We start from the raw sequence: 19,511 nt of genomic DNA, 5'->3' as shown, positions 1-19,511 counted from the left end.
CGTCCGACCTCACGGCCGCCCCGCCGTCCGACCCCCCGTTCAACGTCCCGCCCGACCGCCACCGCGCAGGTGCCGCCCGCGCCGAACCCCTCGTACCACCGCTCACCCAGTCGAGCCCCGAAGCCGTACCCACGCCTCCGCTCGCCCCATCCATCGCCCCGTCGCCCATCCCGTCACTCATGCCGCCCTCGCCTCAAGCAACGCGCCCTCCCAGAACTCCCGGCAGAACCGCGCCAGCGGCCCTCGCCCCGCCGCCCCAGGCGGTTCCTTGCTCTCGTGGGGCCGTAACAGGCCTGGTTCCAGGGGCACCTCACCCACCAGCGGCAGGTCCAGCAGCCGGGCCACCTCTCGGTCGTCGAGGCCGGGCGCGTACGGTCCGCGTACCGCCGCCCGTAGATCCCGCAGGACCAACTGCACCGCGGAGGCCACCTGTCGGGCCGCCGCGACGGCGCGCAGTTCGGCGGGGACGACGAGGATGCCGACGTCGAGCTGGGCGAGGGCCTCAGCCACCCCGTCGTCGATACGCCGGGGCAGGTCGACGACGACCGCGCCGCCCCGGCGCCGGGCGGCGGCGAGCACCGCGCGCATCGCCTGCGGCGGGACCGCGACGCAGTCACCGCGGTCCCAGCTCAGCACCCGCAAGGAGTGGAGTTTCGGCAGCGACTCCTCCAGGGCGCCGCTGCCGAGCCGCCCGCGAGAGCCGGCGAACGCCGGCCAGCGAAGGCCGTCGGCCGCCTCACCGCCGAGGAGTACGTCGAGGCCGCCGCCCAGCGGATCGCCGTCCACCAACAGGGTGCGCAGTCCCTCCCGCGCGGCGGTCACGGCGAGGGCACACGCGAGCGTGGAGGCTCCGGCCCCGCCACGGCCGCCGATCACGCCGACGGTGAGGGCGGGGCGGCCGACTCCCTCGGCGACATCGGCGATGCGGTCGACCAGCCACTGCTCGCCGTCGGGCAGCATCAGCACATGGTCGGCGCCGATCTCGACGGCCCGCCGCCAGACCCCGGAGTCGTCCTGGTCCCGGCCGACGAGCACCACTCCGCGTCTGCGCGCGACCCCGCGCACACGGCGCGCGGCGTCGTCGCCGACCAGGACGAGTGGTGCGGCCTCCCAGCTGCCCCTGGGCTCGGGCACCCCGTGGTGGACCTCGGGTGTGGCGCCGGCCGCCGCGCACAGGCGCAGCAGATCGTCGAGCAGTTCGGCGTCTTCCGTGACGATCAACGGCTTGCCCGGCCGCCCGGAGGCGGCGGGCGGCGGATCGTGTGTGACGACTGCGGTCACGGCTTTCGTCCCCCTTCGCTGCATCACTCGCGCAGCCCTGCGGCCCCGCGATTCCCAAACGTGTGAAGAACCGGCAACCGGCCTCCATATGAACGGCCGATACGAACCGGCCAAACACGCCCGACAAACCAGAACCGGCCATGAAGTCGGCCCTCGGCGGTGCGCGTTGGAATCACAGTGCAGCGATCCCGGAAATCGTGTGGATCTTGGTCGATAACTGTGGACAACTCGGTGGTTGTGAATATCGCCGTCACCCATACCGGTGACCCCCGCACCGACCCCTGTGCGACTTCCGCAGAGCAGCGCGACGGCTACACACAGTCACGGATCATGGGTATGCCGAAAAGACGGCCGCAGCCGCCTCGCCGCAGGCCCGCGGCCGCACTCGCAAGAGGAACACCCACCCGGACATGCGACGACCCCCGCCGGGGGGGAGAGCGGGGGTCGTCTCCACGGCCGACTCGGGGGGGGGAGGAGTCGGACCGGGTTAGCACGGTCGCGAACGATCCGTGACTTCCATGGTGTACCCGAGAGCCCTCTCAGGCAAACCCACGCGCCCACCTTACGCCGAATGGGCTGCGCCTATGCTCAGGGTCGTGGAAAACCACTCCTTGCCCCGCACAGCCGCCTTCTTTGACCTGGACAAGACGGTCATTGCGAAGTCGAGCACGCTCACGTTCAGCAAGTCCTTCTACCAAGGCGGTCTGATCAACCGCAGGGCCGCCTTGCGGACCGCATATGCCCAGTTCGTCTTCCGACTGGGCGGTATGGACCATGACCAGATGGAGCGCACCCGCGAGTACCTCTCCGCGCTCGTCCGCGGCTGGAACGTCCAGCAGGTCAAGGAGATCGTCGCCGAGACGCTGCACGACCTGATCGACCCGATCATCTACGACGAGGCCGCCTCCCTCATCGAGGAGCACCACACGGCGGGCCGCGACGTGGTCATCGTCTCCACCTCGGGCGCCGAGGTGGTCGAGCCCATCGGCGAGCTGCTCGGCGCCGACCGGGTGGTGGCGACCCGGATGGTCGTGGGCGAAGACGGCTGCTTCACCGGCGAGGTGGAGTACTACGCGTACGGGCCGACGAAGGCCGAGGCGATCAAGGAGCTGGCCGCATCCGAGGGTTACGACCTCTCCCGCTGCTACGCCTACAGCGACTCGGCCACCGACCTGCCGATGCTTCAGGCCGTCGGCAATCCGCACGCCGTGAACCCCGATCGGGCGCTGCGTCGCGAGGCGCTCGCGCGTGGGTGGCCGATTCTCGACTTCCACCGTCCGGTCCGGCTCAAGCAGCGGCTTCCGTCCTTCTCCGTACCGCCGCGCCCCGCCCTTGTCGCGGCGGCCGCCATAGGAGCCGCCGCGGCGACTGCGGGGCTCGTCTGGTACGCGAGCCGGCGTCGCGCCGCGCTCGCCTGAACTGCGCTTATCGGAATCGACACGGCTCACCTGACGTACCGATGTCCGCTTGTCTCCGTTTTGCGAGCAAAAGTAAAGAACTGCAGCCAGGCCTTCCGCTTGGTTGGGTCCTGGAGTACAAAGGACTCAACGGCCCGCGAGACCAAGGACATCCGAGAGGATCACCTTAAAAACGCATTTGGCCCCACGGACCGAGCATGAACACCGGGCACCCACGCGACGTCGACCCGTCGATTACGGGCCAGCCGCACCAGGTGACGGGCAAAGTTCCCGGCCTGATGGGCAACATATCGAGGACGCTTGGTAACCCGGTGAACATGCCAGCGGCGGTACGAATCCTCGTACCGCCGCAACTTGTATGAGTCCTCACTCGCAGAGCCCCCGGATGGGGGCTTTTTCGCGCCTCATGCCTTTCGAACCACCCGATGGCACCCCACGCGCGCGTACGTCACCCCGCACACATACGTCACCCCACGCGCGCGTGCATCACGCCGCACCGCGCTGCAGCGCCTCGCAGACTGCCGTCGACTCGCGCGCCCCGAGCTCGACCGCCTTGCCGCAGTGGGCGATCCAAGCCGCCATGCCCTCGGGAGTCCCGGAGACATAGCCTTCGAGCGCCGCCAGATAGGCCGCGCGGCCCAGTTCGGCGTGGCCGACCTCGGCCGCGCAGACGGACTTCGGGTCGAGGCCGCTGCCGACCAGGACGACCCGCTCGGCCGTGCGCGCGATCAGGCCGTTGTGCGAGGTGAAGGGGCGCAGCGCGAGGAGCTCGCCGTGCACGACCGCGGCCGTCACCAGTGCGGGCGCCGAACCACCGGCGATGATCAGCTCGGACAGTCCCTCCAGCCGGCCGTGCACCTCCGCCGCGCCGGGCAGCGGCAACTCGACCAGCGGCTCGTCGACCGACTCGCCCTCCTGACGCGGCCGCCCGACCCGGTCGTCGTCGCCGGCCGCCGCCACCAGGTGCAGCCGGGCCAGCACCCGCAGGGGCGACTGCCGCCAGATGGACAGCAGTTGGCCCGCCTCGGCCGTCAGCCGCAGGGACGCGCCCATGACGCGTGCCTCGTCGTCACCGCTGAAGTCGGTACGCCGACGCACTTCTTCGAGTGCCCAGTCGGCTCCGGACAGCGCGGCCGAGCCGCGCGCGCCGCGCAGGGCCGCCTCGGAGGTGATCTCGTTGCTGCGGCGCCGCATGATCCGGTGCCCGTACACCCGGTCGACGGCCTTGCGCACGGACTCCACGGACTCGGGGACTCCGGGCAGTGAACCGAGGGCCGCGAGCGGATCGGCGGCCGCGCCTGTCGTACTCATGAGTACGACACTACGCACCCCGGGCCCGTACCCCACGATCGAGTGGCCTTCTTCACGCCCATCTGCCACATACAGCTATCACGCGACTACCCTTCGTGAACATGAAAATTGGTTTCGTCGGAAAGGGCGGCAGCGGCAAGACGACCCTGTCCTCCCTGTTCATCCGCCACCTGGCGACGACCGGCGCACCGGTCGTCGCCGTCGACGCCGACATCAACCAGCACCTGGGTGCCGCGCTGGGCCTCGACGACGCCGAGGCCGCCGCACTGCCCGCGATGGGCGAGCGGCTGTCGTTGATCAAGGACTACCTGCGTGGCTCCAATCCGCGGATCGCCTCCGCCCGGACGATGATCAAGACGACACCGCCCGGCGAGGGTTCGCGGCTGCTGCGGGTGTGCGAGAGCAATCCGGTGTACGACGCCTGCGCCCGGCCGGTGGAACTCGACGGCGGCGCCGTCCGTTTGATGGTCACCGGCCCCTTCACCGACTCCGATCTCGGGGTCGCCTGCTACCACTCCAAGACGGGAGCGGTGGAGCTGCTCCTGAACCACTTGGTGGACGGCCCCGACGAGTACGTCGTGGTCGACATGACGGCCGGCTCGGACTCCTTCGCCTCCGGCATGTTCACCCGCTTCGACATCACGTTCCTCGTCGCCGAGCCGACCCGGAAGGGGGTCTCCGTCTATCGCCAGTACAAGGAGTACGCCCGCGACTTCGGCGTCATCCTGAAGGTCGTCGGCAACAAGGTGCAGGGTCAGGACGACCTCGACTTCCTCCGCGCCGAGGTCGGGGACGACCTGCTGGTGACCGTCGGGCACTCGGACTGGGTGCGCTCCATGGAGAAGGGCCGTCCGCCCCGGTTCGAGCTCCTGGAGGACGCCAACCGGCTGGCCCTGCGCCGGCTGCGCACGGCCGTGGACGCGACGTACGAACTGCGGGACTGGGAGCGTTACACCCGCCAGATGGTGCACTTCCACCTGAAGAACGCCATGTCCTGGGGAAACGAACGCACCGGGGCCGACCTGGCGGCGCAGATCGACCCCGGGTTCGTACTGGACGAGAGCGCCCTCACCAGTCCGGGCGGCAACTCCCGTCTGACTCCTACTGCTTGACCGCCGGAGCCCCGGGCACCCCCTTCGGCGCCGGCGCCGGGCGCGCCGACAGGAAGGACGCCCAGCCCTCCTTCGGGGCCTCCCCGACACCCAGCGTGCGCAGCCTCTTCAAGGTCGCCGGGTCCTGGGCGTCCAGCCAGTCGGCCAACTGGCGGAAGGAGACACAGCGCACGTCGGGCTTGTTGCAGACGGCCTCGACGACGTCCTCGACGGCGCGCATATAGGTGCCGCCGTTCCAGGACTCGAAGTGGTTGCCGATGATCAGGGGCGCACGGTTGCCGTCGTAGGCCCGCCGGAAGCCCGCGAGCAGACCGTCCCGCATCTGGTCGCCCCAGAAGTCGTGCTTGTCGGGGTCACCCTGGGTCAGGGTGCCCGACTGGTTGACCATGAAGTTGTAGTCCATGGTGAGCTGCTCGTAGGAGTGCCCGGGGAAGGGCACCAACTGCATCGACAGATCCCACAGGCCTCCCTTCTTCGTGGGCCACACCTGGTTGTTGACGCCGCTGGAGTCATAGCGGAAGCCCAGCTGACGCGCGGCCTTCATGAAGTTCTTCCGGCCCTCCAGACAGGGAGTGCGGGCGCCGATGAGCTCCTTGTCGTAGTCGAAGGGCAGAGGGGCCGCCTGCGTCATGCCGGTGGTGCTCTTCCAGGACTTCACGAACCTCTTCGCCTGGGTGATCTCGTCCTTCCACTCCTCCACCGACCATTCGCCGACTCCGCCGCCGCTGCCACAGAAATGGCCGTTGAAGTGCGTACCGATCTCGTTGCCCTCGAGCCACGCGAGGCGCAGCTGCCGCACGGTGGCGGCGATGCCCTCCTCGTCGTTGAAGCCGATGTCGGAACGGCCCGGGGAGTGCTGGGGCGGCCGGTACAGATCGCGTTTGTGGTTCGGCAGCATGTACACGCCACTGAGGAAGTACGTCATCGTCGCGTTGTTCGCCTTGGCGACCGCGCGGAAATGGGAGAACAGCTTCTGGCTGTCCTCACCGGCGCCGTCCCAGGAGAACACCACGAACTGCGGTGGCTTCTGACCGGGCTTCAAGCGCTCGGGTCTGGGCAGATGGGGCTGCGCCCCGGTGTAGGCGGTGGATCCATCGCCGATCAGCCGCAGCACGCTCTGCGGCGCAGGCGCCGCCGGCTTCGCCTTCTCCGGTCCGGGCACCCCCTGCCGGGCATCGTCGCCGGTCGAGCAGCCGGCGAGCGAAGCGGCACAGACCGCGGCAACCGCGGTACCCGCCGCGATCCGGTGCACCGGGGCGATCTTCCGCCCGAGGGCGATCCTGTGCCCGGGTGCGATCCGCCGCGTCACGGCGGCCCTGTGCGGCACGGCGGCCCCGTGCGTCGCAGCGGTCATGCGGGGGGCGGCGTTCCTGCGGGTGGCGGCCATGTTCCGTCCACCTTCTTCCTTCTCTCGGGAGCCGACAGCGCCGCCAAGGTCGCATGGGACTGAGAAGGAATTAATACGACAAGCCGACTAATCAGCCACTTCACTCTTCGGAGGGATTTATTAGTCCATTTGCTCGGAAAATCTATTCCCTCCCTTTACTCTGCATTACGGTCTGTTTACCGACTGTTGATGCATCCCGCCGCTGCATGCCGTGACCACACGGCCGCGACCCGACCCCTCGCCCGAGAGCGGGGGACCACCAGATCCGCGACCGCGCTGCCCCGGAGGAGACGGGAAAACATGTCAGCCTTCGTTCCCACCCGCGCCGACGAACCGAGTCGAGAGAAGCGCATCCACGAACCCCACAGCCCACCGCCGACCCGACCCCGCCGACCCCGCGTCGAGGGCGCCGACCTGTCGGCCTCGATCGCGGTCTTCCTGATCGCACTCCCCCTGTCCCTGGGCATCGCCCTGGCCACCGGCGCGCCACTCCAAGCCGGACTCGTCGCGGCCGCCGTCGGAGGACTCGTCGTCGGCTATCTCGGCGGCACCCCGCTCCAGGTCAGCGGCCCCGCCGCCGGCCTCACGGTCGTCACCGCCGAGCTCATCCACCACTACGGATGGCGTACGACCTGCGCCATCACGGTCCTCGCCGGAATCGCCCAACTCGGCCTCGGCCTCGTGCGCGTGGCACGCGGCGCGCTCGCCGTCAGCCCCGCCATCGTGCACGGCATGCTCGCCGGGATCGGTGTCACCATCGCCGTGGCCCAGCTGCACATCGTCCTCGGCGGCACACCGCACAGCTCGGTCCTCGACAACATGCGTGAGCTGCCCGCCCAGTTGGCCGGTGTGCACCCGGCCGCGCTGTCGGTGAGCGTGCTGACCCTGGCCCTGCTGCTGGTCTGGCCCAGGCTGCCCGGCCGGGCAGGCCGGCTCCTGCGCAAGGTGCCGGCCCCGCTCGTCGCCGTCGCCGGAGCCAGTACGACCGCGTCCCTGGCCGGGCTCAGCCTGCCCAAGGTCGACCTGCCGTCCTGGAGCAGCCACGCGCTGGCCACACTGCCCGAGGGCCCGGTGCTCGGCCTCTGTGCCGCCGTGCTGACCATCACCCTGGTGTGCAGCGTGCAGTCGCTGCTCGGCGCGGTCGCCGTGGACAAGCTCGTCGCCACCCGACCCGAGCTGTCCGCCCGCGTCGGACGCTCCGACCTGGACCGCGAACTGCTCGGCCAGGGCGCCGCCAACGTCGTCTCCGGTGTGCTCGGCGGACTGCCCGTCGCCGGCGTGGCCGTGCGCAGTTCGGCGAATGTGCAAGCCGGTGCCGTCAGCCGGAACTCCACGATGCTGCACGGCGTTCTCGTAGTAGTCGCCGCGCTGCTGATGGTCCCGATCCTGGAGCTCATCCCGCTCGCCTCACTCGCCGCCCTGGTGATGGCCGTCGGCATCCAGATGGTGTCCCTGCACCACATCCGCACGGTGACCCGCCACCGAGAAGTGCTGGTGTACGCCATCACCACCCTCGGCGTGGTGTTCCTCGGCGTCCTGGAAGGCGTCACGCTGGGGATCGCCATGGCCGTCGCCGTCGCCCTGCACCGCCTCACCCGCACCCGGATCACCCATGACGAGAAGAAAGGAGTCCATCACGTACACGTAAGAGGGCAGTTGACGTTCCTGGCGGTGCCACGGCTCAGCCGGGCCCTGCATCTCGTACCCCAAGGCGCCCACGCCGTCGTGGAGTTGGACGGGTCGTTCATGGACCACGCGGCGTACGAGTCACTGCAGGACTGGCAGAACACGCAGACCGCCCACGGCGGCACCGTCGAGCTGATCGGCCGCAGAGCCGGGGTCAGGATCGGCGAGCCGACAGGGCCGGTCGGCCTCCATCTCGACGCGGGGACGCCCACGCCCGACACGGCCGACTGCCGTTGCCACCCCTGGACGCCCTGGCGCAACCACCAGTGCGAGATCCCGGACTCCGTCGCATCCGGCGACGGTCGCCCCGGGGCGACGCCTGCGGACGCGTCACGATCCGCCGCGTCACGGGACGGCACCACCACGACCGAAAGAGCCGGGGCCGTGAGCGCCGCCCGCGCCACCGGCACCTCCGACAGCACCGGCACCTCCGACAGCACCGGTACTTCCGGCCGCGCCGACACCTCCGGCAGCACCGGCGAGCTCGACACACCCGGCGGTGCCGACGGAGTCGGCGGACTCGGGGGCACCGAGGACCCCACCCGGTCCCGCCGACCCGGCGAGGGCTCCGGCGACGGCTTCGGCGGCACCGACGGCGGCCGGCCGAGCAGTCACCAACTGGCCCGAGGGATCAGCGCGTTCCAGCGCAACACCGCACCCCTGGTGCGGGGTGAGCTGGCCCGGCTGGCGCGTGAGGGACAGCAGCCCTCCCAGCTGTTCCTCACCTGCGCGGACTCCCGGGTGGTCACGTCGATGATCACCTCCAGTGGTCCCGGCGACCTGTTCGTGGTGCGCAACGTGGGCAACCTCGTGCCTCCCCCGGCAGGCGCCGGGAGGTGCCCCCAGCCCGGTCAGGAGAGCGGGGACGACTCGGTGGCGGCCGCGATCGAGTACGCGGTCGACGTGCTGGAGGTGCGGTCCATCACGGTGTGCGGGCACTCCGGGTGCGGGGCGATGCAGGCGCTGCTCGGCTCCGAGCCGGACGGCACGCAGACCCCGCTCAGAAGATGGTTGCGGCATGCCCAGCCGAGCCTGGAGCGGATGTACGACGAGAGCCGGCCGTGGGCCCGACTCGCCGGGCGGGCACCGGCCGACGCGGTCGAGCAGCTCTGTCTGACCAACGTGGTCCAGCAGCTGGAGCATCTGCGTGCCCACGAGTCGGTGGCGCGGGCGCTGCGGAAGGGGGCGCTGGAGTTGCACGGGATGTACTTCCACGTGGGCGAGGCACAGGCGTATCTGCTCGCCGGGGAGGGTGAGGACGCCGACGTGTTCGATCACGTGGGGGTGGCGGATCTGTCGGTATGACGCCGGGACAGTGAGCGCGGCCCCGGTCGGTGCGGGGCCGCGCTTCCCGTGGGAGGCGTGTCCTCGGGAAGCCGCGTCGGCTTCGGGGCCGTTGCTGCCGCCGGGCGGCGTCTCGCCTGGCAGGGGGTGGAATGTGAAAGGGATTACAGAGCTGAACCGCGTCCGTCCGGCGTCCGTGGGAACGGATGACCCCGGCGCCGAAAGGACCTCCGGGCCGCCCTCGGACCAACCCCGCCGACAGGTCTAAACCAATTTTCCGTCGACCCTTGTCATCGGACCCCCGGGTCTGATGAGCTGTGGCCTGGGACACAACGGACACCCTGGGAAAGGGAGATGTCGTGAGCAACGAAAGCCTGGCCAACCTGCTGAAGGAAGAGCGCAGGTTCGCACCCCCCGCCGACCTGGCCGCGAACGCCAATGTCACGGCGGAGGCGTATGAACAGGCCAAGGCTGACAGGCTCGGCTTCTGGGCCGAGCAGGCCCGCCGGCTGACCTGGGCCAAGGAGCCGACGGAGACACTGGACTGGTCGAACCCGCCGTTCGCGAAGTGGTTCAAGGACGGCGAGCTCAACGTCGCGTACAACTGCGTGGACCGGCATGTCGAGGCCGGGCACGGCGACCGCGTCGCCATCCACTTCGAGGGCGAGCCCGGCGACAGCCGCGCCCTCACCTACGCCGAGCTCAAGGACGAGGTCTCCAAGGCCGCCAACGCCCTGCTGGAGCTGGGGGTTCGCAAGGGCGACCGGGTCGCCGTCTACATGCCGATGATCCCGGAGACGGCGGTCGCGATGCTGGCCTGCGCCCGTATCGGCGCCGCGCACTCCGTCGTCTTCGGCGGCTTCTCGGCGGACGCGCTGGCCACCCGTATCCAGGACGCGGACGCCAAGGTCGTCATCACCTCCGACGGCGGTTACCGGCGCGGCAAGCCGTCCGCGCTCAAGCCGGCCGTGGACGAGGCGATCGGCAAGGTGGACAACGTCGAGCATGTGCTCGTCGTACGGCGCACCGGCCAGGACGTCGCCTGGGACGACAGCCGTGACGTGTGGTGGCACGAGATCGTCGAGCGGCAGTCCGCCGAGCACACCCCCGAGGCGTTCAACGCCGAGCAGCCGCTCTTCATCCTCTACACGTCCGGGACGACGGGTAAGCCGAAGGGCATCCTGCACACCTCCGGCGGCTACCTCACCCAGACCGCGTACACCCACCACGCCGTCTTCGACCTCAAGCCGGAGACGGACGTGTACTGGTGCACGGCCGACGTCGGCTGGGTCACCGGGCACTCGTACATCGTGTACGGGCCGCTGGCGAACGGCGCGACACAGGTGATGTACGAGGGCACGCCGGACACCCCGCACCAGGGCCGGTTCTGGGAGATCGTGCAGAAGTACGGGGTGACGATCCTGTACACGGCGCCGACCGCCATCCGTACGTTCATGAAGTGGGGCGACGACATCCCCGCGAAGTTCGACCTCAGCAGCCTGCGGGTGCTGGGTTCGGTGGGTGAGCCGATCAACCCCGAGGCGTGGATCTGGTACCGGAAGCACATCGGCGCCGACCTGACGCCGATCGTGGACACCTGGTGGCAGACCGAGACCGGCGCGATGATGATCTCGCCGCTGCCCGGTGTCACCGCGACCAAGCCCGGTTCGGCGCAGACGCCGCTGCCCGGTATCTCCGCGACCGTCGTCGACGACGAGGCGAACGAGGTGCCCAACGGCGGTGGCGGCTATCTGGTCCTGACCGAGCCGTGGCCGTCGATGCTGCGCACCATCTGGGGTGACGACCAGCGGTTCATCGACACGTACTGGTCACGGTTCGAGGGCAAGTACTTCGCCGGTGACGGGGCGAAGAAGGACGACGACGGGGACATCTGGCTCCTCGGCCGCGTCGACGACGTCATGCTCGTCTCGGGCCACAACATCTCCACCACCGAGGTCGAGTCGGCCCTGGTCTCGCACCCGTCCGTCGCCGAGGCGGCGGTCGTCGGCGCCGCCGACGAGACCACCGGGCAGGCGATCGTCGCCTTCGTGATCCTGCGCGGCACGGCGAACGCCGAGGACGAGAACCTCATCGCCGACCTGCGCAACCACGTCGGCGTGACCCTCGGCCCGATCGCCAAGCCGAAGCGGGTCCTGCCAGTGGCCGAGCTGCCGAAGACCCGCTCCGGCAAGATCATGCGCCGTCTCCTGCGCGACGTCGCCGAGAACCGCCAGCTCGGCGATGTGACGACGCTGACCGACTCGACGGTCATGGACCTCATCCAGGCGAAGCTCCCGGCGGCGCCCAGCGAGGACTGAGTACGGCCACCAAGGGCACCCGGCGACAAGCGCGCCGGGTGCCCTTCGCGTACGTACGGTGGAGATCGACGGGCTCGACTGATGCACAGCGGCGCACTCTTAGGTAAACTAACCAAAACAATCTCGATCTCAGGTGCGCCGGGAAGTCTGGTCGGCATGTGCTCTGTCCTGCCCACCGACCGGAGGTCTCCCCCGTGACCGCGCCCCGCAGCACCGCCCCCGCCCGCAAGGTCTTCGGACGGCTGTCCCTCCCCGAGCGGAACTTCGTCGCGGAAGCGCTGCGGACCGAGACCGTCGGCGGTGTGCTGCTGCTCGTCGCCGCGATCACCGCGCTGATCTGGGCGAACGTCCCCGCACTGCACGACAGCTACGAGAGCGTCGGCCACTACCACCTCGGACCCGAGGCCCTCGGCCTGAACCTCTCCGTCGAGCACTGGGCCGCCGACGGGCTCCTCGCGATCTTCTTCTTCGTCGCCGGCATCGAACTCAAACGTGAGCTGGTTGCCGGCGACCTCAAGGACCCCAGGGCGGCCGTACTGCCGGTCGTCGCCGCGCTGTGCGGCATGGCCGTACCCGCGCTCGTCTACACGCTGACCAGTGTCACCGGGCACGGCTCGACGGCGGGCTGGGCGGTCCCGACGGCCACGGACATCGCCTTCGCGCTCGCCGTGCTCGCCGTCATCGGCACCTCCCTGCCCAGCGCCCTGCGCGCCTTCCTGCTCACCCTCGCCGTCGTCGACGACCTGTTCGCGATCCTGATCATCGCGATCTTCTTCACCTCGCAGATCGACTTCGCCGCGCTCGGCGGCGCCGTCGCCGGCCTCGCCGTCTTCTGGCTGCTGCTGAGGAAGGGCGTACGCGGGTGGTACGTGTACGTCCCGCTCGCCCTGGTGATCTGGGGGCTGATGTACAACAGCGGCATCCACGCCACCATCGCGGGCGTGGCAATGGGCCTGATGCTGCGCTGCACCCGGCACGAAGGCGAGGAGCACTCGCCGGGCGAGCACATCGAGCATCTCGTACGCCCCCTGTCGGCGGGGTTGGCCGTGCCGCTGTTCGCACTGTTCAGCGCCGGTGTGGCCGTCTCCGGCGGGGCGCTCGGCGATGTCTTCACCCAGCCGGAGACGCTCGGCGTGGTCCTCGGTCTGGTCGTCGGCAAGACGGTCGGCATCTTCGGCGGCACCTGGCTGACGGCGCGTTTCACCAGGGCCTCGCTCAGCGACGACCTGGAGTGGGCGGACGTGTTCGCCGTCGCGACCCTCGCCGGCATCGGCTTCACCGTCTCGCTGCTCATCGGCGAGCTCGCCTTCGTCGGCGACGCCCCGCTGACCGACGAGGTCAAGGCGGCCGTACTCATGGGCTCGCTCATGGCGGCCCTGCTGGCGACGGTGCTGCTGAAGATACGGAACGCCAAGTACCGCCGGCTGTGGGAGGCCGAGGAGCGCGACGAGGACGCGGACGGCATTCCGGACATCTACGAGGAGGACGAGCCGGAGTACCACCTGCGGATGGCCGCCATCCACGAGCGCAAGGCCGCCGAGCACCGCCTTCTCGCCGAGGAGAAGGCCGCCGCCCGCCACACGCTTGCCGAAGTGGCGGGCGGGGCAGGCGAGGAGGAGCATCGTCGGGCATGATCTGACGGGACGGTACAAAAGACGGAACCGTACGCAGTCAGGCAGAAGACGGAACCGTATCTACGAGGGAGACCGCGATGAGCGCACCCGACGGCAGCCCGGTCGGCGCCGAACGCAGCATCGGCCAGCTGTTCGCGTCGGCGACGACCGAGATGTCGGCGCTGGTGCATGACGAGATCGCACTGGCGAAGGCTCAGCTCAAGCAGGACGTCAAGCGCGGCGCGACGAGCGGCGGCGCGTTCACCGCGGCCGGCGCGGTGCTGCTGTTCTCTCTGCCCATGCTGAACTTCGCGCTGGCGTACGGCATTCAGACCTGGAGCGACTGGAACCTCGCGATCTGCTTCGTGCTGTCCTTCGCGGCGAACGTCCTCGTCGCCGTCGTCCTCGCCCTGATCGGGGTCGCGTTCGCGAAGAAGGCCAAGAAGAGCAAGGGGCCGCAGAAGGTCGCCGCCTCGGTGAAGGAGACGGCGGGCGTCCTGCAGAAGGCCAAGCCGCATCCGCGTCCGGCCCCGGCGACGAGGCCGGAGCTGGAGGACCGGGCACCCGCGGCCATCGAGGCTGTGGCACGCTCGTCGTCATGACGGATCCCGCCACCCCCTCGGCGCAACCTGCCTCGGTCGTACGACTGGACGTCCCCGGCGGGAAAGAGGTGACCCACCGGGACGTGGCCGCCAACGGTGCGCGCTTCCACATCGCGGAGATGGGTGACGGCCCGCTGGTGCTGCTCCTGCACGGCTTTCCCCAGTTCTGGTGGACCTGGCGGCATCAGCTCGTCGCCCTCTCCGACGCCGGCTTCCGGGCCGTGGCGATGGACCTCAGGGGCGTCGGCGGCAGCGACCGTACGCCGCGCGGCTACGACCCGGCCAACCTCGCCCTCGACATCACCGGTGTGATCCGCTCGCTCGGCGAGCCCGACGCCGCGCTGGTCGGCCACGACCTGGGCGGATATCTGGCGTGGACGGCGGCCGTGATGCGCCCCAAGCTGGTCCGCCGGCTCGCGGTCGCGTCCATGCCGCACCCCAGGCGCTGGCGTTCGGCGATGCTCTCGGACGTCAAGCAGACGAGTGCGAGTTCCTACATCTGGGGGTTCCAGCGGCCCTGGATCCCCGAACGGCAGCTGACCGGCGACGACGGCGCGCTCGTCGCCCGGCTGATCCGGGACTGGTCCGGCCCGCGCCTGCCCGACGACGAGGCGGTGGAGACGTACCGCCGGGCGATCTGCATCCCGTCGACGGCGCACTGCTCCATCGAGCCGTACCGCTGGATGGTCCGCTCGCTGGCCCGCCCCGACGGCATCCAGTTCAACCGCCGGATGAAGCGGCCGGTGCGGGTGCCGACCCTCCATCTGCACGGCTCACTCGATCCCGTGATGCGCACCCGCAGCGCGGCCGGCTCCGGCGAGTACGTCGAAGCGCCGTACCGCTGGCGGCTGTTCGACGGGCTCGGGCACTTCCCGCACGAGGAAGACCCGGTCGCCTTCTCCACCGAACTGATCAATTGGCTGAAAGACCCCGAACCCGATCGGTGACCGCGCCGATGCGCCCGGTATCCGGATCTGAACAGGTGTCCTACGAACAGCCAATTGCCTGGCGCATAGGCCAATTGGGGGCCCTGGGGGCGGTTATCGACCTTGGGGCAGGGGCAGACGTCGGGGTATGGGCTGGACGCACGACTACAGTGACGCAGCACGCAATCGACGCTCGGCCGGAGGCCTGAGCTCCCACCAGCGAGGCAGCGCCCCGCAGATGCCGGGCTCGGACCTGCGGGTGGGCATTCCGCGCATCCTGCGCCGCCGGGCCCGCTGGGTCTCGGTGCGGCTGCGCCACCCGCGCGGCTGACCGGCCGCCTCTTCACGGCCGGTCCTCCCACCCTCCCGGGGACCTACAGCGCGCAGCTGTCGCTGTCCACCTGCTGGTTGGCGGTACGCCCCTTGACGATGTCCTCCTGGATCTCGTCCGCGGTGAGCGCGTAGCCGGTGTTGGCGTCGTCGAGGGACTTGGCGAAGACCACGCCGTACACCTTGCCCTCGGGCGTGAGCAGCGGGCCGCCGGAGTTGCCCTGGCGGACGGTCGCGTACAGCGAGTAGACATCGCGGCGCACGGTGCCGCGGTGGTAGATGTCCGGACCGTTGGCCGGCAGGCGTCCGCGCACTCGCGCGGCCCGCACGTCGTACGCCCCGTTCTCCGGGAAGCCCGCGATGATCGCGCTGTCGCCGCTCTCGGCGTCCCTGGCCGTGAACTGCAGGGCGGGCGCGCGCATGTCCGGCACGTCGAGCACGGCGATGTCGCGCTCCCAGTCGTAGAGGACGACGGTCGCGTCGTACTTCCTGCCCTCGCCGCCGATCTGGACGGTGGGTTCGTCGACGCCGCCGACGACGTGCGCGTTGGTCATGACACGGCGGTCGGCGAAGACGAAGCCGGTGCCCTCCAGGACCTTGCCGCAACTCGGCGCGGTGCCCATGACCTTGACGATGGACCGCTGGGCGCGGGTGGCCACCGGGCTGTTGGCAAGGGCCGGGTCGGGCGGCTGGACCTCGTTGATCGGCTCGTTCGAGAACGGGCTGAAGACCTGCGGGAAGCCGTTCTGCGCGAGTACGGAGGAGAAGTCCGCGAACCAGGTGTCGGCCTGGTCGGGCAACGCCCGGGAGACGCCGAGCAGCACCTTGGAGTTACGGACCTCCTTTCCGAGCGTCGGCAGCGTCGTCCCGGCGAGGGCGGAGCCGATCAGCCAGGCGACGAGGAGCATCGCCACGACGTTGACGAGGGCGCCGCCGGTGGCGTCCAGGGCGCGGGCCGGGGACCAGGTGATGTACCGGCGCAGCTTGTTTCCGAGGTGGGTGGTCAGAGCCTGCCCGACCGACGCACAGACGATGACCACGACGACGGCGACCACGGCGGCGGTCGTGCTCACCTCGGCGTTGTCGGTCAACGCGTCCCAGATGACCGGGAGGAGGTACACGGCCACGAGGCCGCCGCCCAGGAAGCCGATCACCGACAGGATGCCGACGACGAAGCCCTGGCGGTAGCCCACGATCGCGAACCACACGGCGGCGACCAGCAACAGGATGTCCAGCACGTTCACCGCTTCAGGCCTCGCCTCTTCACTCTCCGGTCCCACCAGCTCGGCCGGGGGTCCGGGGGTCGACCCCCGGGACAACACAGCACGGCAGACACCCTGTCATGACCGCCAGTCGAGCGGGACCTGCTTGCCCCGGTCCCAGGGCCGCTCCCAGCCGGAGAAATGCAGCAGACGGTCGATGATCCCGGCGGTGAAGCCCCACACCAGTGCCGATTCGACCAGAAATGCCGGACCTCGGTGGCCGCTGGGGTGGACGGTCGTGGCGCGGTTGTCCGGGTTCGTGAGATCCGCCACGGGGACGGTGAAGACGCGTGCCGTCTCGTTCGGATCGACGACGTCGACCGGGCTCGGCTCGCGCCACCAGCCCAGCACCGGAGTGACGACAAAGCCGCTGACCGGGATGTACAGCTTCGGCAGCACGCCGAAGAGCTGGACGCCGCTCGGATCGAGCCCGGTCTCCTCCTCGGCCTCCCGCAGCGCGGCCCGCAACGGCCCGTCGCCCTGCGGGTCGCCGTCCTCGGGGTCGAGGGCACCACCCGGGAACGAGGGCTGACCGGCATGGGAACGCAGCGAACTGGCCCGCTCCATCAGCAGCAGCTCGGGCCCACCGGCACCCTCACCGAACAGGATCAGCACGGCGGACTGCCGCCCCGCGCCGTCCTCCGGCGGCAGGAACCGGCTCAGCTGCACCGGCTCGACCGTCTCGACCACCCGCACCACCGGGTCCAGCCAGTCGGGCAGCCCGTCCTTGCTCAGCGTCACCGGCCCGTCCTGCGTACCACTCGCCCGCGTCATCGCCACCCCCGTCGTCCTGCCCGGTCCAACGCCCGAAGGCACCTAGATCGTTCCGACCACGGAGACGTCATCCGGCCGCCCCCAGCGGCGGGGCCGGCTTGCCGCCCGCGTCCAGGTACGACTTCGGCGGATTGAGCCGCTGCCCTGGGAAGCCACCCTTCTCGTACTTGAGGAGCTTCTTCGCCTTCTCCGGGTCCGTCTCGCCCTCGCCGTACGCCGGGCAGAGCGGCGCGATGGGGCAGGCGCCGCACGCGGGCTTGCGGGCGTGGCAGATACGGCGACCGTGCCAGATCACGTGATGCGACAGATCCGTCCAGTCACCCTTCGGGAACAACGCCCCGATCTCGGCCTCGATCTTGTCGGGGTCCGTCTGCTCGGTCCACTTCCAGCGCCGCACGAGCCGCTGGAAGTGCGTGTCCACGGTGATCCCGGGCCGTCCGAAGGCGTTGCCGAGCACGACGAAGGCCGTCTTGCGCCCGACGCCGGGCAGCTTGACCAGGTCTTCGAGCCGCCCCGGAACCTCGCCGCCGTGGTTCTCCACCAGCGCTTTCGACAGCCCCATGACCGACTTGGTCTTGGCCCGGAAGAAACCGCACGGACGGAGGATCTCCTCGACCTCCTCCGGAACGGCGACGGCCAGATCCTCGGGGGTCGGGTACTTGGCGAAGAGCGCCGGGGTCGTCTGGTTGACCCGCAGATCGGTGGTCTGGGCGGACAGCACCGTGGCGACCAGCAGCTGGAACGAGTTCTCGAAGTCCAGTTCCGGGTGGGCGTACGGATAGATCTCGGCGAGCTCGCGATTGATCCGCCGGGCCCGACGAACGAGGGCGGTACGGGACTCACCCGTAGGAGGCTTGGCGGCGACGGTCTTGACGGCAGAGGCTCCCTTCACCGCAGCCGTGGCCTTCTCGGGCGCGATGACAGGCTTCTTCTTGATCGCCTTCTTGGTCGCGACCTTCTTGGCGCTCGCCTTCTTCACCGCCGCTTTCTCGCCACCGGCCACCACGTCACCGACCCCGCTCTTCGCCGCTTTCGTCGCTTTCCGTCCACCACCAGGGCCCTGTTCGCCCACAGCGGAATCCCGACGTACAACCACCCGCCCAGCCCCCTTGGCCTGTGCTCTCACCGGCGATTTGGACACTCGGCCAGCCTAAAGCCCGACGCTGACATCCGCCCCGGACCCTGAAGATCGGCCCCCAATTGGACCCCTGCCGCTTACCTCGGGACACCTGTGCGGCATCCTTGTGACAGATCACACTGTTTGGACCGTCCGGCAAAATGGGGAGCACGGTCCCCTGGTACGCAGGGGAAAGATCCCCTGAGCAGGTCGACAAGGAGAGAACTCGTGGACGACCCTCTGCGGCGCAATCCGCTCTTCGCGGCTCTCGACGACGAGCAGTCCGCGGAACTGCGCGCCTCCATGAGTGAGGTGACCCTCGCCCGTGGCGACTCTCTGTTCCACGAGGGCGACCCCGGCGACCGGCTCTACGTGGTCACCGAGGGCAAGGTCAAGCTCCACCGCACGTCTCCCGACGGCCGCGAGAACATGCTCGCCGTCGTCGGCCCCGGCGAGCTCATCGGCGAGCTGTCCCTGTTCGACCCGGGCCCGCGCACGGCGACCGCCACCGCGCTGACCGAGGTCAAGCTGCTCGGCCTCGGCCACGGCGACCTCCAGCCCTGGCTGAACGCCCGCCCCGAGGTGGCCACCGCCCTCCTGCGCGCCGTGGCCCGCCGCCTGCGCCGCACCAACGACGCGATGTCCGACCTCGTCTTCTCGGACGTCCCCGGCCGCGTGGCCCGCGCACTCCTGGACCTCTCCCGCCGCTTCGGCGTGCAGTCCGAGGAGGGCATCCACGTCGTCCACGACCTCACCCAGGAGGAACTGGCCCAGCTGGTCGGCGCCTCCCGCGAGACGGTCAACAAGGCCCTCGCCGACTTCGCCCAGCGCGGTTGGCTCCGCCTGGAGGCCCGCGCGGTGATCCTCCTGGACGTAGAACGCCTGGCCAAGCGCTCACGCTGACCCAAGCGCACCGGGGCCCCACCTCACCACGAGGCGGGGCCCCGCTGCATTCGCCCCACGGCGCGGCACCCGCGTACGGCGGCAAGGGGCCGTGTCGGGGGGTGTCCGCCCGCAGCGGCGGGCGTCAACGCCGAGCACACCTCAAAGCAACCGAGCCGCCCGACCGAGGACGGACACCCCCCGACAC

At 70.0% G+C, this 19,511-nt stretch carries 15 protein-coding genes; 9 read left to right on the top strand and 6 right to left on the bottom strand.

Going from position 1 to position 19,511, the window contains the following annotated elements:
* Window positions 1–177: 177 nt before the first annotated feature.
* Window positions 178–1,305 (bottom strand): septum site-determining protein Ssd, encoded by a 1,128-nt coding sequence (gene ssd / locus L0P92_RS29540; protein ID WP_234766104.1) that lies wholly within the window; start codon window positions 1,303–1,305, stop codon window positions 178–180.
* 560 nt (window positions 1,306–1,865) lie between these two features.
* On the opposite strand from ssd, the gene L0P92_RS29535 reads away from it, so the two are divergent.
* The gene (locus L0P92_RS29535) at window positions 1,866–2,699 is read left to right on the top strand and encodes an HAD family hydrolase (RefSeq protein WP_234766103.1); all 834 of its coding nucleotides are present in this window, start codon (window positions 1,866–1,868) and stop codon (window positions 2,697–2,699) included.
* Between the two features lie 486 nt (window positions 2,700–3,185).
* Here L0P92_RS29535 and L0P92_RS29530 read toward each other — a convergent pair whose 3' ends face one another.
* A complete protein-coding gene (locus L0P92_RS29530; protein WP_234766102.1) occupies window positions 3,186–4,010 on the bottom strand; it encodes a Fic family protein in 825 nt (274 codons plus the stop codon).
* Between the two features lie 101 nt (window positions 4,011–4,111).
* Here L0P92_RS29530 and L0P92_RS29525 point away from each other — a divergent pair, with 101 nt between their 5' ends.
* Window positions 4,112–5,122, top strand: a complete 1,011-nt coding sequence (locus tag L0P92_RS29525) for an ATP-binding protein (RefSeq protein WP_234766101.1) — start codon at window positions 4,112–4,114, stop codon at window positions 5,120–5,122.
* On the opposite strand, the gene L0P92_RS29520 is transcribed toward L0P92_RS29525, so the two are convergent.
* On the bottom strand, window positions 5,112–6,383 hold the full coding sequence (locus tag L0P92_RS29520) for a polysaccharide deacetylase family protein (protein ID WP_234766105.1): 1,272 nt from the start codon (window positions 6,381–6,383) through the stop codon (window positions 5,112–5,114). The genes L0P92_RS29525 and L0P92_RS29520 overlap by 11 nt on opposite strands.
* A gap of 426 nt (window positions 6,384–6,809) precedes the next feature.
* On the opposite strand from L0P92_RS29520, the gene L0P92_RS29515 reads away from it, so the two are divergent.
* From L0P92_RS29515 to L0P92_RS29490, 6 genes are all read left to right on the top strand, one after another.
* Window positions 6,810–9,500 carry a bifunctional SulP family inorganic anion transporter/carbonic anhydrase gene (locus tag L0P92_RS29515; RefSeq protein ID WP_234766100.1) on the top strand — a complete coding sequence of 897 codons (2,691 nt, stop codon included), beginning with the start codon at window positions 6,810–6,812 and terminating at the stop codon, window positions 9,498–9,500.
* A 338-nt stretch (window positions 9,501–9,838) separates the two neighbouring features.
* Window positions 9,839–11,797, top strand: coding sequence for an acetate--CoA ligase (acs, locus tag L0P92_RS29510; RefSeq protein ID WP_234766099.1), 1,959 nt, complete (start codon window positions 9,839–9,841; stop codon window positions 11,795–11,797).
* A 194-nt stretch (window positions 11,798–11,991) separates the two neighbouring features.
* Window positions 11,992–13,431, top strand: a complete 1,440-nt coding sequence (gene nhaA / locus L0P92_RS29505) for a Na+/H+ antiporter NhaA (protein WP_234766098.1) — start codon at window positions 11,992–11,994, stop codon at window positions 13,429–13,431.
* A 77-nt stretch (window positions 13,432–13,508) separates the two neighbouring features.
* On the top strand, window positions 13,509–14,012 hold the full coding sequence (locus L0P92_RS29500) for a phage holin family protein (protein ID WP_234766097.1): 504 nt from the start codon (window positions 13,509–13,511) through the stop codon (window positions 14,010–14,012).
* Window positions 14,009–14,959 carry an alpha/beta fold hydrolase gene (locus L0P92_RS29495; protein ID WP_234766096.1) on the top strand — a complete coding sequence of 317 codons (951 nt, stop codon included), beginning with the start codon at window positions 14,009–14,011 and terminating at the stop codon, window positions 14,957–14,959. Before L0P92_RS29500 ends, L0P92_RS29495 begins: the two co-directional genes overlap by 4 nt.
* Before the next feature lie 127 nt (window positions 14,960–15,086).
* Entirely contained in the window at window positions 15,087–15,269 is a 183-nt protein-coding gene (locus L0P92_RS29490; protein ID WP_078662374.1) for a hypothetical protein, read from the top strand.
* A 43-nt stretch (window positions 15,270–15,312) separates the two neighbouring features.
* Here L0P92_RS29490 and L0P92_RS29485 read toward each other — a convergent pair whose 3' ends face one another.
* From L0P92_RS29485 to nth, 3 genes are all read right to left on the bottom strand, one after another.
* Window positions 15,313–16,512 carry a MarP family serine protease gene (locus tag L0P92_RS29485; protein WP_234766095.1) on the bottom strand — a complete coding sequence of 400 codons (1,200 nt, stop codon included), beginning with the start codon at window positions 16,510–16,512 and terminating at the stop codon, window positions 15,313–15,315.
* A gap of 96 nt (window positions 16,513–16,608) precedes the next feature.
* Window positions 16,609–17,304: an NUDIX hydrolase gene (locus L0P92_RS29480; protein ID WP_234766094.1), complete on the bottom strand. Its 696-nt coding sequence runs from the start codon at window positions 17,302–17,304 to the stop codon at window positions 16,609–16,611.
* A gap of 67 nt (window positions 17,305–17,371) precedes the next feature.
* Window positions 17,372–18,283 (bottom strand): endonuclease III, encoded by a 912-nt coding sequence (gene nth, locus L0P92_RS29475; RefSeq protein WP_372497354.1) that lies wholly within the window; start codon window positions 18,281–18,283, stop codon window positions 17,372–17,374.
* 366 nt (window positions 18,284–18,649) lie between these two features.
* On the opposite strand from nth, the gene L0P92_RS29470 reads away from it, so the two are divergent.
* The gene (locus L0P92_RS29470) at window positions 18,650–19,324 is read left to right on the top strand and encodes a Crp/Fnr family transcriptional regulator (RefSeq protein ID WP_030046018.1); all 675 of its coding nucleotides are present in this window, start codon (window positions 18,650–18,652) and stop codon (window positions 19,322–19,324) included.
* Window positions 19,325–19,511 lie beyond the last annotated feature (187 nt).

It is taken from the genome of Streptomyces muensis, assembly GCF_021474425.1.
GTDB classification, from domain to species: domain Bacteria; phylum Actinomycetota; class Actinomycetes; order Streptomycetales; family Streptomycetaceae; genus Streptomyces; species Streptomyces muensis.
The sequence above is the reverse complement of the archived record's forward strand: the minus strand, read 5'-3'. Positions and strand labels throughout refer to the sequence as shown.